The following is a 17,454-nucleotide window of genomic DNA, read 5'->3' on the forward strand; positions in this document are numbered from 1 at the left end:
CTAACGCACTCACCTGCCCGGCTGAAGTGGCTGGTGAGGCCGGTAGGTCACGCGGCCGTCGACCACCACCACGTCGACCTCGACGGGAGCTCCGGTGTGCTCGCCCATCGGTGCCAGCACCAGCGGTGCGGTGCCCGTGCCCTGGTGGATCACCAAGGTCGTGCCCAGCCGGGTGGCGATCAGGTGGCCGAGCAGGTCGCGCGCGTTCCCCGCACCGGTGTTCTCGTTCGCGTCGGGGTGCAGCGCCCAGTTGGCGTTCTCGACGAGCGCACCGGTCAGGTGTCCGGTGTGAGCCGGCCTGAACGAGGTGAAGTCCGCGACCGCCCGGCTCACCGCCGCGGTGGTGGCGGCCTGGTTCAGCACCTGCGCGCGCAGGGCTGCCGGGTCCTGGCGCACCACCTCCGCGACCGCCGCGTACAGGCCGTCCGAGGTGACGGGCGGGGGAGCGGGCCGGTTGAGCACGTCGAACGCCAGGTGCCGCAGGTGCCGCCGCGTGCTGCTGACGTGTTCCTCGTACTCGCTGAGCCGGCTCGACGGGGCGGCCTCCGCCACCTCGGGCTGTTCGGGTCCTCCGGAACCGGTCGGCGCGACCTGGCCGTCGGCGTCGGCGAGCAGTGGCACCGGGTCGGCGAGCGGGGGCACCGAGTCGACGCGCGGTGACACCGGGTCGGCGAGCACCAGGGATGCCGACCGGCCAGGGCTGAACCGGACCAGCGGTTCCTCGGTCACGTGCCTGTTGACGATCGTGTCGAAGATCTTCCGGTCGAAGTCGGTGGCCGGGTCCCAGTACAGGTGTGCTCCGTGCTGGACCCCCACGTTGCGGTTGACCAGCAGGAAGACCATGCTCTCGTAGTCCTCCTCGCCGAGCCGGTTGCCCTCCGGGTCGTACATGCCGTACATGTCGGCGTCACCGGTCATCCAGATGAGGTCGCCCCGCGAGTTCGACCCGTGGACGACACCGTCGATGACCTTGAACTTGCCCTCCTGCTCGTACTGCTCCATCGTGCCGATCAGCTCGGCGAACTCGGCGGTGCGCTCGTGGAAGCGCTTGGCGACCTTGTCCCGCATCGCAGGGTCGACGCCGGAGAGGTCCGGGTTCGGGTCCGGCTGGAAGAACCCGACGAGCCCGACGTGCTCCGCGTCGGCACCGAGCAGCACGTCGGCCTGGTTGATGGTCTTCGCCTTGATGTCCTTGGGCTTCGGCATCGCGCCGTCGTGGAGCCAGCGAACGGAGTCCGGGTTCGTGGGACGGACGTCCAGCACGATGTTGAAGCGGTCGACGAAGTTCTGGAACCGCTCCTGGTTGCGCTTGGGGATGCCGAACTCCCCTTCGAGCCGGTCAGGGGTGAGCGGCGCGGCGTCGTCCGGAACCCGCCACTGCACGGAGTCCCGCGGTTGCGCGGGACGCGGCGCGGCGGACGTCTTGGCGTCGATCTCGTCGAAGAGGTCCTCGACGAACGGCTTGCCGAGGTCCGGTTCCGGCAGCTGCGGCTCGACCGGCTGACCCGGGGTCGTCCGCTCACCCGCACCACCGGCACGGCTGGACCCGGTTGCGTCCTGGTCCGCCGGGGGGCCGGTGAGCGCGCTGCTGACCGCCGCGGCGCCGGCTTCCTGCTCCGGCGTCGTTGCCGTGCCGGGTTCGGTGGTCTTGCGCGGTGGTTCGCTTGGGCCGGCGTGCGGGTTGTCGGGCACGGTTTGCGGCTCGGCCTCGATCTCGGCCTCGGGTTTTTGCTCCGGTGTCGTTGCCGCGGCGGGTTCGGTGGTCTCGCGTGGCGGTTCGCTTGGGCCGGCGTGCGGGTTGTCGGTGGTGTCAGGAGTCGACGTGGCTGGTGGTGCCTCGTTCGTCTTGGGGTTCGTGGTCGCGGCTTCGGGCTCGTTGTGGAGCACGGTCTGCGGCTCAGCTTCGACCTCGACCTCGACCTCGGCCTCGGCGGAAGCGGTCGTTGCCGCGCCGGGTTCGGTGGTCTCGCGTGGCGGTTCGCTTGGGCCGGCGTGTGGGTTGTCGGTGGTGTCAGGAGTCGACGTGGCTGGTGGTGCCTCGTTCGTCCTGGGGTCCGTGGTCGCAGCCTCGGGCTCGTTGTCGAGCATGGCCTGCGGCTCAGCCTCGACCTCGACCTCGGCCTCGGCGGAAGCGGTCGTCGGGTGCACGGTGGGGCTCGGCGTCGTGGGCTGGACATCCGCGGGGCCCGTGACCACCGTGGTCTGTCGCGGAAGTGACGCCTCGGCGTTGCTGTGGGTGGCCGGTGCGGCGACCTGAGGACTGGGTGTGCCCGTCTCCGCACTGCTGCGGCTGCCTTCGTTGCCCGCAGACGACTCCGCGGGCGGCGAAGGCGGCGTGGGCAGCGGCTTCTGGCTCGCACCCGCCGCGGTGTTGGTGACGTCGGCGGGTGGGGTGTTGGTGGCCGCGCCGGTGGGAGGCGTGTTCGTGGTCGCGTCGCGGGCAGGCGTGCTCGTGGTCGCGTTGCCGGGAGGCGTGTCCGTGGTCGCGTCGCGGCCAGGCGTGCCCGTGGTCGCGTTGCCGGGAGGCGTGCTCGTGCTCGCGTCGCCAGGTGACGCGGACGGGGCCGGCGGGGCGGGCGGGCCCGACGGTGCGGGCGGTGCCGACGGCGCCGGTGGGGTCGGCGGTGCGGGCGGGGTCGAGTTGTAGAGGTCGACCTGGCGGTCCGCCTCCGCCTTCGCGTCCCACCACTTCTTCTGCTCCGCGTCCGCGGCCCTGCGGGCGTCGTCGAGCTTGGTCTCCGCTTCCTTGATCTTGTTCTCGGCCGCGGCGCGCTCGGCCGACAGCGCCTTGTGGGCTTCCTCGGCGGTGGTGCGGGCGGTTTCGGCGTCGGCGACGGCCTTCTGCTGCGCCTGGAGCTCCGCGCGGGCGTCGACGGCGGCCTTGCGTTGCACGTCGAGCTGCGCGTGGGCGTCGGTGAGCTGCTGCTGGGCGTCGGTCAACGCGGTGTGCGCCGCGTCGGCCTCCTGGCCCAGCCGGTCCAGCTCAGCCTTCGGCGCTCCGCTGATCTGGGCGTCGTCCAGGGCGTCCTTGGTCGTGAGCGCGTCCTGGCTGAGCGACGAGATCTGCGGCGTCAGGTCCTGGATCGCCGCGCGGGTCTGCGCGACGTCCGCCACGGCGGTGTCGAACGCCGTCTGCCGCGTCCGGAGCTCGGCCTCGGCGTTGACGTGGTTCTCGATCGCCGTGTTCAGCTTCGTCGCGGCGTCACCCAGCGGCTGGTCGGTCCTCGCCAGCACCGCGGCCGCGGAGTTGATGACCTCCTGGGCCTCGTGCCGGGCCTCGTCGACCTTCTTCTCCGCCTCGCGCCAGTCGTCGGCCGTCTTCTTGACCTCGGTCTGGGCGTCCTTCAGCGAGTCGCTGAAGTTCTGGTTCAGCATCGACTCGACCTCGGTGGCGGGCATGCGCACGCCGGCCGAGCCGGGCACCGTCAGGTCGACGACGCCGGTCTTGCCGCCGACCGTCGCGACGACGCGGTACTCGACGTCGAACTGCACGAGACCGGTGCGCGACGGGTCCTTGGGCTTCACACCGCCGCCCTGCGCCTGCGCCGGGCCGCCGGAGACCGCGGACGACTCCTCGTTCGCGTGCCTCAGCTCGACGCCACCGGAGCCGACGTTGACGGTGTCCGCGGGGTCGCCCTGCTTGACCGCCGCGCTGCCCTGGGCGAGGCCCACGGCCACGTCGGAGGTGTCGGCGACCTTGGCCTCGCTGGAGACGTCGGTCGTCTTGGTGATCAGCGGGGTCTCGATCTTGACGCCGTCGCTGAGCGAGCCCAGCTGCGGGTTCACGAGCTTCGCGTAGACCTTGACGTCGGCGTCCTGGCCGAACGTCAGCGCCGCCTCCTTGAGGCCGGGCACGTCGAGCGGTCCGGACAGCATCGCGGGCAGGTGCGGCTGCAGGTTCTCCGGGCTGAGGGTCGAGAGCAGGCTGTTGAGCGAGCCCGTGCCCTTGCCGGTGAGGCCCTTGCCCGCGCCGGCCTCCGTCATCGCCTTCACGGCGGCGTCGCGCAGGTCGCCCGCGCCGCGCAGGTTCTCCACCGACGCGGTCGCCGGCAGCTGGGTGGCCCGGCTGTCCTGCTGGAACGCGTAGGTCGCGTCCGGCGTGCCGAACTCACTGCTACGCCTGCTCGCCGCCGACATGTAGGGCTGCGGGGCGCCGCGACCGGTCGTCGGCGCCGAGACCTTCTGGTTGTCCGCGTGCGTGCGGACGACCATGTCCTGCTCGGCGCTGCGGACCTTCGCGACCTCCTTGGCGCCCTTCTCCACGACGAGCTCGAACTCGACCGGCACGGTGTAGCGCGCCGCCGGACCGCTCGCCGTGCGGTTGTGGCCGAACGCCGTGCTGGTCGAGGTCGTCACCGAGGTGCTCTGGGCGGAGCCGACGTTCGCGATGGCGCTGAGACCCGCGGTGCCGGAGACGTTCGGGTTCGCGCTCCCCGGCGCGGCGAGGCCAGGTGCCCGCAGGCCGAGGCCCCAGCCGGTGCCGCGGCCCTTGCCGTCGCCGTCCTTGCGGGAGCCGCCGTCGTTGTGGGACATGTCGACGCCGTCGTTGACGACCTGGTCGAACTTCGGCTCGCCCGTCTTCGCCCGCAGCGTGACCTGGTAGGAGTCCTTGCCGAACGTGCCGGGCTGGTGGACCAGCAGCGGCACGCCGCCGTCCAGGGCGCTGTCGATCATCGCCTTGACGCTCGACGGCGAGTTGAGGTCGACGATGCGCTGCAGGTTGCTCATCGAGTCCTTGAGCACGGAGTCCGGGATCAGCGGGGCGCTGCCGAACTTCTTGGTGTTCGTGGACAGCTTCGTCGTGAGCTCGTTGACCGCCGCGGAGAGGTCGGGGACCTTCTCCACGTTGGACAGCCCGAGCGCGCCGGGCTCGCCCGGTGCCACCGTCGACGGCGGCGCCATCTTCGGGAACTCGGGCTTGGGGACGTTCGGCGCCACCTTCGGCAGCACGCCCATCTCCCGCGCGACGTCCTCGGACACCCGCACGAAGACGGACTTCGGCAGGTCCACCTTCACGCCCTCGGCGTTCGGTGTGCCGCCGTGCACGAAGTTCTCGGCGCGGCTCTCACCGACGATCGTGAACTCGGCGTCGACCTGGACCAGCACGGTCCTGGCGTCGTCCGGTGTGGTCTGGCCGCGGTCGACGTTGCCGCCGATCTCGTTCGACGTGGTCTTGTTGTCCGACCACGGCGTCCACCTGCCGGTGACCGCGACACCGCCGGACCCGCTGGGGTTCGACGGCTGGCCGGCGGGCGGCGGGGTGACGTTGGGACGCACCGGGACGTTGATGCCGGCGACGAGGTCGACCGACCGGCTCGTCGTGGACGACCCACCGGCCTTGTACCCACCGCTGACCGAGTTGTCGGTGCCGGTGGCGTCCGAGATGGACACCAGCTTCGCCGCACCGAGCTTGACCGACATGCCGATCGCGCCGGAGCGGTCGGTGACGCGGCGGTCGTACTTGAGGCCCTGCTCCTGCACACCGGTCTCGATGAGCCGCTGCAGGTTCGCCTTGATGTTCTCCGGGGCGAACATCTTGTCGATCTGCGCCCGTGACGCCGTGCCCGGCGTGGTGAGCGCCGAGTCGCCCTTGGCCGCGCGGTTGAGCGCGTCGATCGCCTGGTCCCGCAGCTCCGTCGTGTTGGCGACCGCCTCCACGTTGAGGAACTCCGGCGACTTCTGCCGGGCTTCTCCCGGGTTCAGCAGGTCCTTGACGGTCGGGGAGTTGCCGATCGGCGTGGCCTTCGGATCACCCGGCTTGAAACCGTCACCGGGGTCGTCCTTCAGCGTCGAGGAGTCCGACACCCACAGGTTGACCTTGCCGTCGATCTTGCCCAGGCCGGCGCCGGTCTTGGCGACGGTCTTCACGTCCGGCGCGTGCTGACCGGGCGCGCCCGGCACGATCGTGCGGACCCACGTCCGGGGCCGCGTGAACGTGGTGATCTCGACCTCGAACTCCACGTCGCCCTGGAACACCTGCGCGTCCGCGCTGCCGGGGTTCGACGAGGTGGCGCTCACCGCCGGTCCCGCAGAGGTCTTGTCCGTCCACGAGTGGCTGTAGGACACACCGGCCTGCGGCATCGGGGTCAGCGAGGCGACGCCGGTCTTCACCGGGATGTTGGCCCTGCCGGTGATGCCACCGGTCCAGCCCTTGGTGGTGCTGGTGTTGGCGTCGAGCTTCGGGCCGCTCGTGGTGGAGTCGCTGACCGCGCGCCCCTCGGCCTTGCCGAGGTGCTTCGGGTTGGTCAGCTTCGCCTTGACCGTGACGTTGACGTAGGTGTTCGTCGTCTTGCCGGAGTTCTTCAGCTGCACCTGGACGCCCGGACCGAGCAGGCTGTCCATGTTCGCCTTCAGCGCGGCCGGGGACAGGCTGGCGTCCAGCTTGCGCTGGTTCGCGAGCTGCACGGCCACGTCACCGAACCCCTGGCCCTTGCTGGAGCGGGGGTTCGCGTCCGGGTTGTTCCACTTCGGCAGGAACTTCTCGAACCCGGGCAGCTCGCGCAGCTTCGTCTCGACCTGGCCCTGCACCTGCGTCGCGGGCACGAACTCACCCACCTTCGCGTTGCCCGCGGCGAGCGTGTCGGCGACGTAGGGCGGCAGGAACCTGGTGTCCGCGGTCGCCGGGTCGGTCGTGGTGTTGAGGGCGCTGCCCACGGTCGGCAGGCCCACCGAGCCGGCCTCGCCCAGACCCATGCGCATGTGGGTCGTGACCTCCATGGTCACCGGCTTGCCCGCGGGTCCCTGGACCTCGACCTCGGCGGTGACCTCGTACAGACCGGTCTCGGCCTTGACCCCGATGCCGGACTTGCGGCTGGAGCTCGTCCCCGCGTTGACGCCCTCCGCGGTGCGCGCGGAGTACCCGCCGGTCGCGCCGACGGTGCCGCCGACCTGGCCGGGGACACCGATGTTGCCCCCGAAGCCGGCGGTGACGTCGAACCCGGTCTTGCTGGCCGCGGACACGCTGCTGCCCCAGGAGAAGGTGTCCTTGAGGTCCAGCGCCGCGTCGGCGTGCGTGCCGACGAGCTTCGCGTCCTTGAGCGTCGCCTTCATCTGCACCGCGGCGCCCTTGCCGGCGTGCGGGCTGATGAGGTCCGGCGAGGTGACGAAGCCGCCGAGCATGGCGGGCAGGTTGTTGCGGATCGAGGTCGGGCTCAGGAAGTTCTGCAGCGCCTCGCGCCCCGGCGAACCGATCTTGGTGATCGACGGGTGCAGGTTCTCCGCGACGTCGTTGAACAGCTTCCCGGAGTCCTTGACCACCACGGCTTCCGGCACGACGTTCTCCGCCTTGACGCCCCACGCCGCGTCGGACGGCGTGACCGCCGCGGAGGACTTGCCGGAGTCGACGATCGTGCTGAGGTCCGTCGGCACCTGCAGCGTCACGTCGGGGCCGGTGCTGAGCGTCGAGAACAGCGTGGGGTTGCCCGACGCGTCGTACAGCGTGATCTCGTACGAGACCGGCACGGTGATCTTCTTGGACCCGGAGTCCGATCCCTTGATCGCACGCTGCTCGGTGACGGAGGTGCTGGTGGCCTGCGACACCGCGGGTGTCGCGAGCGCGGCCTTGCCACCCAGCGAGCCGTACGGTCCCATCGCCACGCCGGCCGTCACCGCACCGCCGACGTCGTTGGACGTCGAGATGCTGTTCGTCGTCGTGGACGCGGCGGCGGCCTGGTAGTTCTTGTCGACCTTCGTGGTCGCGGCGTCGGTGGTGCTGCTCCCGTCCGCGTGCATCTCGGCGCGGACGTTCGCCTCGAACCAGGCGTTGCCGATCTTCACCTGGAAGTTGCGGCCGTCGCCGAGGAACGTCTCGAAGTCGTTCTCGATCGCGTTCTTGATGCGGGCGGCGTCGTCGGGCTTCAGCCCGTTGATCTCCCGCACCACCGCGTCCGCGCCGCGCACGTCGGTCGGCACGATCGAGCCGAGCGCCTTGTTGTCCTGGAAGAAGCTCGGCAGGTTCGTGTCCGGGAGCTGGCCGACCGGCTGTGGCGCCATCGTCGTCATCGGGATGACGGGGTTGGGCGTCGGCCTGGGCGGCGCGGGACGGGTGTCCGGTTCGGGCGCGGGACGGGTGTCCGCGTCCTCGTTCTGACGCGTCTCCTGGAGCTCGGTGGTGAAGTCGAGGAAGGCTTCGAGGTGAGCGGTGTTGTGCCCACCCGCCTGCGCGTCCCGGATCTGCTGGTCGACGTGGTTCCGCACGGCCGCGAGGTCGGCGTCGCCGAAGTGCCGCCAGGCCGGCGCGTCCACGTCGGCCGGCAGCTGCAGCGCGTGCGTGGTGAGAGCGGCGTCGCGGTTGTTCGTGAGCTGGTCGACCCGCTGCTGGTAGTACTCGACCTGGCGGTCCGCTGCCGCCCGCCTGGCCGCCTGCTCGTCGAGCATCGCCTGGGTCTTGAGGCGGTCGGGCACCAGGTCCGATGCGTTCCACCGGTCGCGGGCCGTCTTCATCTCGTCGAGGCGCTGCTCGGCGATCTGCGTGCGCTGGTCGTGGATCGCGGGCGGGCCCGCCTGCCGGGACACCTCGATCATGTGCTCGATCGCCGCCGAGCGCGCGGCGTCACGGCCGTACGTCTGCTGCAGGTCCCGCAGCGCCGCGGTGTCCAGGCCGTACAGCGACGCCTCGAACGACCGCTGCGGCGTGCCCTCGTGGACGGGGCCGAAGCCACCGGGCACGACGAGGTCCATGTCCGGGGCCGCGGACCGTGCCGACGGGTCCTGCATGAACGGCCGCGGCTCGGCCGCGGGGGCGGCCTGCTCCTGCCGGGCCTCGACCGGAGGGGCGGTGTCGCTGTCCCGCGCGTCGGTGTCCGAACCAGCTGACGAGGAGTCGTCCGATCGGACGGACGCCGAGTCGTCCACCTCGGCCGTCGGCGTGTCGGGCCGGGACGGCACCGGCGTGTCGGGCCGGGACGGCGACGGCGTCTCCATCATCCGGATTTCCCGGATCTGGTCGTACAGGCGGTCGAGCTCCGGGGTCGGGAGACCGCCGATGCGCGCGTCGCGGATCAGGTCGGTGACGCGGTTCTCGATGATCTCGGCGTCGGCCGGTGTCACCGCCTGCCACTCGGGTGCCGTCGTGTCGGCGGGCAGGTTGAGCGCGTAGGTGGTCAGCGCGTCGGTGCGGTCGTACTGCAGCCGCATGAGCTCCTGGTCGAGCTGGCGCGCATGGTCGGTGAGCCGCTGCTGCTCCGCCTGCCGCTGCGCCTGGTCCGTGCGCATCAGCTCGGACTTGAACACGTCCGGCAGGGCGTCGGTGGTCCGCTTGAGGTCACGGGCCTCCTCGCGGGTCTGGCGGATCTCGCTCTGCAGGTCCCGCAGGTGCTGCTGGAGGCCGCCTTCCTTGTGGGCGATCTCCTGGTAGCGGGACATCTGCTCGATCTCGAACGAGCGGTCCGGGTGGGTGCTGTGCTGCGCGGCCAGATCGGCGAGCTCGGCCTGCGACTTCCCGTACAGCGAGGCCCGGAACGCCGCGTGCTCGTGCCGCGGGGTCAGCACGCGGTTGTCCGGCCGCGCGTCCACGTCGGACTGCGCATCGGCGTCGGACCGCGCGTCGACATCCGACTGCGTGTCGAAACCGGGAGCGCTGTGAATGCTTGCGGTGTCCCGCTGCGTGCGTTGCTCTTCGAGAGCGCGGGCGAGCTGGCGTACTTGGAACTCGCGAGTCCTGACCCCGAGATCGCGCAGGCGTTCCGCACGCGCATCGAGCTCGGCGTTGAACCGCTCCAACCGCTGCATCGTCGCCTGCAGCTGCGCGTACTTCTCCGCGGCCTTCTCGAAGCGGTTGCCGTAGTCGGGATCATTCGTGAACGCCAGGTTGCGCTCTGCCTGCTGCACCAGGGCTTCGGCTTGGGCGATCTTCTGGTCGAAGTCGACGGAGGTGTCGACCTCGTGCCCGAGCATCTGGTTCAGGAAGCCCTGGACACCCGTGGTCGACGACTTGCCGTCGCGGTAGTTCTGCAACGCCTCCTTGGCGTCCTCCAACTGGGCGCTCAGGCCGTCCAGGCCACGCGTGGAGGCGTGGTTGATCACGATGCGCACGTCCGCCTCGTTGCGCACCCGCTCCTGCAACACCTTCAGGTCCGAGGCGTCGAACCCGGCGTTCTCGGCCGCCGTGATCTGCGCGGTCAGCTGGTTGTCGAGCCGGGGGAGCACGTCAGCGGGGACGTGTTCGAGCTTGTCCGCGTTCGGTCCCGCGACGAACTTGTCGATGAGGTGCGTGGTGCCCAGCGCGGGCCCCTGCGCGGCAATGGTCTCGATCTGGCTGTTGGTGCTGTCGAGGAGGTCGGTGAGGGTTTTGACCTGCGCGTCGATCTGCGCCAGCTGTGCGGTGTGCTGCGGCGTCTTCCACAGGCTGGGCCGGCGGGGTGCCTGGGACTTCACCTCCGCGATGCGGTTCTCGAGGGTCGAGGCCCGTTCCCGCAGGGCGTTCACGAACGCCTGCGGGCCACCGGGGTGCGCGGCCGCGCGCTTGACGAGCTGGACCGTCTGCGCGGCCTTGTAGAGACCCTCGTCCTGGCGGCCCTTGTAGAGATCGGCGATGGTCTGGTTGACCTCCGCCGAGGACTTGCCCGCGAGCCACGCCTCCATGCCGGCGCGGACCTCCTGGGCCGACGGGGCACCGAGCGCACCGAAGGTGCCGTTCTGCGAGCTGATCTGCACCTGCGTCGCGCCGCCCGGGCCGTGCACGGTCTGCACGCCGTTGTTGTCGACGACGAGCTGCACGTCCAACGCCTGCGCGATCGACGCCGGCAGGTGGGAGCCGACGTGGGAGTCGGCCCACGACGGCGTCTGCAGCGCCTTGTCCACCAGGTCGGCGGGCGACGGCAACGCGCCGTTCGCTTTCAGCTGCTGGGTCAGGTGGTTGATCACCTCGACGTCGCCGGGGTTCGTGCCGGCGGCCTTGGGACCGGCGTTCACGACGTCCCAGCGCCTCGACGACCCGTTCGCCAGGTCGTCGGCGAGGTTCGCCCGCCACTGGTCGGCCTTGGCGTCGGAGGTGAGGCCGGGGAGGTTCGGCTCCAGGTCGGGGTGGAACTTCGCCAGGGTCTCCTGGCTGACCTGGTTCGCCACCCACTTCGCCAGAGCGGGCGGGGTCAGACCGGAGTGGTTGTGGTTGCGCGGGTTCTGCCGGACATCGCCGAGCACTGTGTCCACAGTGGACTTGACGTCGGTGGAACCGACCAGCGGCGAGGCGTTCGGGACCGGCGCGTTCTGGAACGCCGCACTGCGCAGCACCGACTCGACCAGACCGACGCGGTCCAGGTTCGGCAGGTGCGTCTGGTTCGGACGGGCGGCGGCGGCGTCGACAGCGACGTCGACGTCGCTGTCCGAGTCGAAGAACCGGCCGGGCATGGTCGCCGGCCTGGTTTCGAGGTCGAGGTCGGTGTCGAGGCTCGAATCCGAGTCCGTCCCGGTGTCGACGGTGCCGTCGGTGCCGGGCGTGGACACCGGGCCGTCGCTCGACGGTGGCTTGGGCGTCCAGCCCGCGGGCGGCGGCACGGTGGCGGGACCGGGCGGTTCCAGCCTCGTGTCCGGGACCATGACCTGGCTGTTCGCGGTGCGTTCGATCAGCCAGAGGTGACGGGGCAGGATGCCGGGGTCGGGCAGGTGGACGGCGGAGCCCATGAGGCCGCCGTCGTTCTCGTGCACGCCGGAGTTCGTCTCGTGCTGCTGCAGGACCCGGGTCGTGTCCTTGTACTCGTCCGGGATGCCGAGGTAGTGCAGGGTTTCGTGGGCCAGGACCTCGGGACTGGTGTCGGGGTTCCAGTGGTCCTGGTTGACCTTCGGGTCGTTCGGGTCGACCTGGACGGTGGTGTGGGCGTCGGCCTTGTTGTCGGTGAACTCCAGGTTGACGTGGAACTGGTCGCCGCTGGGCAGCCGGAAACCCTGGTTGAGCAGGTTGTTGACGCCGTTGGTGGCGTTGTCCCTGATCTGCGCGAGCTGTTCGGCGGTGGTCTTGCCGGTTGGTTCGAGGTGGACCTTGACGGTGTATTCCTGCACGAACTTGCCGGGGCTGGTCTCGATGCGGCGCAGGTCGTAGTTGATCAGGCCCTTGTAGGCCTCGATCTTCGACGGCGTGCTGTCGGTGCGCACGTCGCGGACGTCGAGGTCGACGGTGCGGACGTCGGTGTCGTTGCGGCGATCGGCCCACGTGCTGCGGTCGGCCGGGTTGTCCGGTTCGGACCACTCCGCGGTCCGGGCGGGGTCGTGCCGCCACGACTCGTCGGACAGCACGTCCTTGCCCTGGTGCGACTCCGGGGTGGGCGGCGTCATCCGCGGCGGCGCGCCACCGCCGCGGACCTTCTTCGGCTCCGTGGAAGTCTCCGGAGCAGCACCGGGCGTGTTCGTCCCCGCACCGCCCTGACTGCTCTCCGCCGCGGACGGCTTCGCGGGCAGCGGAGGCGGCGTGGGCACGGACTTCCCACTGCCGTCCGCTGTGGTGTTCGTGGCCGTGCCGGCGGATGACGTGGACGGGACCGGCGGCACACCGCCGTCGCGGCCCTGACCCGGGACTCCGGTGTTGGCCGGAGCAGGCCTGAGTGCGTTCGTGTCCGCACCGCCACGGCTGCTCTCCGCCGCGAACGCCTCCGCGGGCAGCGGGGGCAGCGGTTTCTCCCTGATGTCCGCCGCGGTGTTCGTGGCGTCGGCAACGGGGATGTCGCGGGGGGCCGACTGTCGATCGGCAGTCGTGGTGTCCGGGATGACCACTTCCGCGCGGACGTTGCGGCGATCGGTTTTGGGGTTCTTCGAGTCCGGAGGGACCTCGCGACCGTGCGAGATCGGATCGACGCGGATCTGCCCGGCGTCCAGCCGCCGCTCGGGCGGCACGTCGCGTTGCAGCTCGTCCAGCAGACGCGCGACCTCGGACCTGGTCCACGCGGCGGCCACATCAGCGCGTTGCTGACTTGCCGCGTCGCTGTTGAGGAGGTTGTTGCTGTAGCCGTGCAACTGGATCTCAGGCAGGGGCATTCCGTTGCGATGCCGCCACAGCGCCGCTTCGACTGTCTGCTGCGCCAGACCGGTCAGCATGCTGGTCGCGTTTCCGGGCAACTTCTGCACGCCGGCCGCGACCTGCTCCGCGTCCAGGTCCTTGGTCTCGCCCATCGGCACCTGGTAGCTCGTCGTGTTCTGGTGAGACGTCGTGACAGCCACCAACGGGTTCGCCAACTGCATTGGCGTGTTCACGTCGTCGACATGGCCCCACTTGTCGAAGAACGACTGGCCGGGCTGCTTGCTGTAGTCGTTGAAGAACCACATCTCACCCGGCTGCGGCAGCTGAGGTCCCGCGATCTTGTTGATCGCCAGCCGCGCCTGGAACGTGGCCTGGTTCAGCGTGGTCTCCGCGCTCTGGCGATCGCCGCCCTGGACCGAGGGGTCGGCGAGGGCCGCACGGCTGTCCTGGATCTTCGTGAGCGCCTCGGCGAGCATGAGTTCCGCGTCCACCGTCCCCGGTGGCTGCTTGCGAAGTTCCGCCTCGATACCGGGAAGTTCGTGTTGGTGCCTGCGCAGGTTCTCACCGATCGCCTGGTTCAGCAGCTCCTTGCGGTAACCGCCCTGCCGAACGGTTTCGACGCTGATCTGCATGTCGTCCGCGGCGCTGTTCACCACGACCGAACCGAGGTGGTAGCCCCACACCTGCGGAAGCTGCTGCCCGTCACCCGTGCGGGTGTAGTTCAGACCGTAGTTGGCGCCAGCCGGATCGGGGGCCGCGATCGACTGGATCATGTACGCCTCGCCCGGCTTGGCCCAGGCGAACTGGTTGACACCCAGCTGTTCGGCCGCCTCGTCGAGCTTGGCCCGCTGCTCGGTGCCCGGCATCAGCGCGGAGCCGTACTGAGCACCCACCGGCGGTGGGTTCGTCGAGGGGGCGACCATGGCGTCGGCCACCTGCTGCGGGGCGAGCGTGGTGGACGGTGACGAGGGTTGCCTCGCCGCGTGGGCGAGCGCGAAGGCCATCTCGTGCATTCCGTTGAACTTCAGCGGACCGCCGTTGCCGACCTTGGCGACGACCGGCGCACCATCCGGTGGCCGCATGACCGCCTGGCTGTGCGTGCCACCGATGATGCCTTGGGAGAACTCGCTGCACACTCCGGGCGGCCTGCTCGCGAAGTGCGGCTTGACCATGAGCAGCGTTGTGTCCCCATGACGCACCGTGTTGCCGGGTGCCACCTTCAGTTCGAGCTTGCTGCCCACCTCCTTCAACCGCGCCTGAGCGTCCGCGATCACCTCCGGTGTCGCGTAGAACTCCCTGAACTGGTTGCCGCCACGAGCAAGCGGCAGAGCGAGGCTGCTGTCCGAGGAGAACATCATCTCCGGCTTCGCCGCCACGCCCGTCTCCACCACCGGCACCACGGACGGGAACTGACCCGGACGCGGTTCCAGCACCACCTTCGTGCCCTGCCAGACGAACTGCGGCTCGACACCGTCACTGGCGAACTCGTAGTCCCGCGTCGTCACCGGGCCGGTGTAGTCGTCGATGATCGAGTCGAGCAGGTCGTAGGCCGATTCGCGGTTGGCGAGGTGGTCCACCATCGCGTCGTGGTCCGGGCCGGCGATGCCCTCCGCCACGGCGATCTCGTGGTCGTAGCCGATCACTATGTCCCCGTAGTCGGCCAACGCCTGCGGGTCTGCGGAGCCCATCTGCGGGTTGTGCCTCGTGGGGCGGCTGAAGTTGATCGGCGCCGGCGTCTGCGGCTGTGCAGGGCCCATCTGCGGGTTGTGCCTCGTCGGGCGGCTGAAGTTGATCGGCGCCGCCGTCTGCTGCTCCACGGGACCCGTCTGCGGGTTGTGCCTCGTGGGGCGGCTGAAGTTGATCGGCGCCGGGACCTGTTGTCCCGCGGGACCCGCCTCCGGGTTCTGCGGCGTCGGGCGGCTGAAGTTGACCGGTGCACGACGGGGCTGCGCGTCCTCGGGCCTGCCGCGTCCGGAGTCGGTGGCGGGATTCGGGGTCACGGCCGCGGCAGGAGCTGGAGTCACGCCGGTGGGAGGCGGGGGAGCCGGTCGCGTCTGTGCGGGTGGCGGCGTGGTCGTCGGAGCGCTGGTCTCGGGCTTCGGCGTGGTCGCAGCCGGCGGGGTGTTGACCGGCGGGGTGTTGACCGGCGGTGCGCTGGTCGGTGGTGCGGGGCGCGTCTGCGCGGGCGGCTGTGTCGACGACGTCGTGTCCGGGCGCGGTGCCGGGGTGTTGGCCGGCGGCACGGTGGTCGCAGGGTTCGGCGAGGGAGCGTTGGCCGCAGGCGTTGTGACCGGCGGTGCGCTGGTTGGCGGTGCCGGACGGGTCTGCGCGGGCGGTGCGTCGGAACGCGGCGGCTGTGCGGCCGGGGTGGCGTCCGGGCGCGGCGACGGCGCGTTGGTGTTGGGCGCGGGCGACGCCGGCGGGGACGACACGGGCGGCGTGCCCGGCCGGGACTGGGCGGGCGGCGCGGTGTTCGGGTTCGCCGCCGGGGAAGCGGACGGCGTGCTGGAGGGAGGCGGGGTCGTCGGCGTCGGCTTCGGTGCCGGCGGCGGGGTCGAGGGTGACGTTCCCGGTGCCTTGGTGATGGTGTTGTCGGGCGTGGGGGCCTTGGGCGCGTCGAACACGCCCTTCGAACCGCTGATCGGAACCTTGCTGCCGCCGCGTTCACCGCCGGTCGCGCCGGGGGTTCCGCCTGGTGCCATCGGCGGGGCCACGGGGGGTGCGCCCGCAGCGGGAGGCGTCACGCTCGGAGCCGCGCCGCCGCGCGAGCCCGTGCTCTGCGGTGGGGTGCTGACGGCGCTCTGCGAGCCGGGGGTGTTGCCGGGGTCCTTGTAGCCGGGCGCGGACGGCGTGAACGCCGCGGGAGCCTTGGCGCCGCCACCGGGGTTCGCGCCGCCACCGGGGTTCGCTCCGCCCGGAGCCGAACCTCCAGGGGTGGAGCCGGGCGTCGAACCGGGCGTCAGCGGGATGTTGGCGTTGGGCTTCGGCGCCGGCGGCGGGGTCGAGGGGGACGTTCCCGGTGCCTTGGTGATGGTGTTGTCGGGCGTGGAGGGCTTGGGCGCGTCGAACACGCCCTTCTGACCGCTGATCGGAACCTTGCTGCCGCCGCGCTCGCCGCCGGTCGCACCCGGCGTCGCGCCACCCGCCGGCGGGGCCATGCCGGGCGCCATCGGGGGAGGCGTCGCGCCGCCGCGCGGAGGTGACGTCACCGCGCCCTGCGAGCCGGGAACGCCCGTGGACGGCTTGGTGCCCGCCGCGCCACCGGGGTCCTTGTAGCCGGGCGCGGACGGCGTGAACGCCGCGGGGGTCTTCGCGCCACCGCCGGGGGTGGCGCCGCCGGGAGTGGAGCCGCCCTTGGTCCCGCTGCCGCCGGGAGTGGAGCCGGGGGTCGCGCCAGGCGTCGCACCGCCCTTGCCGCCGGCGCTGCCGGGAGCGGAGGGCGTGAAGGCCGCCGGGCTCTTGACGCCGGACCCGCCGCCCTTCGAACCGGAGGCACCGGGAGCACCGGGCGTGCCACCGACGACCGGCGGCGCACCGGCCGCGGGACCGCCCGGCGACTTGCCGAGGCTCGGCGTGAAGTTCGCGCCGCCCTTGGGGCCTTGCGTGGGGCTGACCTTGCCGCCGCCGGCCGGCGTGGGGCCGACGCTGGGCGTGAAACCCGCGCCGCCGCCCTTGGGGCCCTGGGTGGGGCTGACCTTGCTGCCACCCGCCGGAGTGGCACCGGCGGTCGGCGTGAAGCCGGCACCGCCCTTGGGACCCTGGACGTCGCCGACCTTGCCGCCGCCCGGTGCTGCGCCGAGGGTGGGCGTGAAGTTCGCGCCGCCCTTGGGGGCCTGGGTGGGGGAGACCTTGCCACCGCCACCCTGCGAGTTGGGGGTGGAGCCGGGGTTGGCGCCGCCGCCCTTGGGACCCTGGACGTCGCCGACCTTGCCACCACCCGGTGCCGAGCCGAGGGTGGGCGTGAAGTTCGCGCCGCCCTTGGGACCCTGGGTGGGGGTGACCTTGCCGCCACCCTGCGGGCCGGGGGTGGAACTGGGGTTGACGCCACCGCCCTTGACCGAGCCGGGACCGGACACCTTCGGGCCGCTCTGCCCGTTCGGGCCCGGCGTGGAGCTGCCGCCTCCCTTGACCGACCCCGGGTCGCTGACCTTGCCACCCGACGTGCTCGGACCGGAGGGCGGCGGAGCGGTCGTGCCGGCCGGCGGCTTCGCGTTGGTGCTCGTGTCGATCGAGCGGAGGTTGGAGCTCTGGTTGGTGTCCGTCGTGGTCGACGTCTGGTGCGTGGCCTTCAGGCCGGACTGGACGTCGGTGAACGCCTTGGCGCCCCTGTCCGCCTGCGCGACCGCGTTGTCGTTGGACGCGTTGAGCGCGGGCACCGCGAACAGGCCGATGGGGCCGAGCGCGTTGCCGCTGAAGCTCAGGCCGCGCAGGCCGCTCGAGATGCTCGCCAGGCGGGACCCGAGGTCGCCTGCCTTGTTCTGCAACCCCTGCATCGAGGAGTCGCTCAT

General features: G+C 71.3%; 1 protein-coding gene. It reads right to left on the bottom strand.

The features are described from left to right. Nucleotides 1–9: 9 nt before the first annotated feature. On the bottom strand, nt 10–17,454 hold the full coding sequence (locus ACZ7CH_RS27630; protein ID WP_470375292.1) for a hypothetical protein: 17,445 nt from the start codon (nt 17,452–17,454) through the stop codon (nt 10–12).

The organism is Lentzea sp. NPDC037011 (assembly GCF_055607425.1).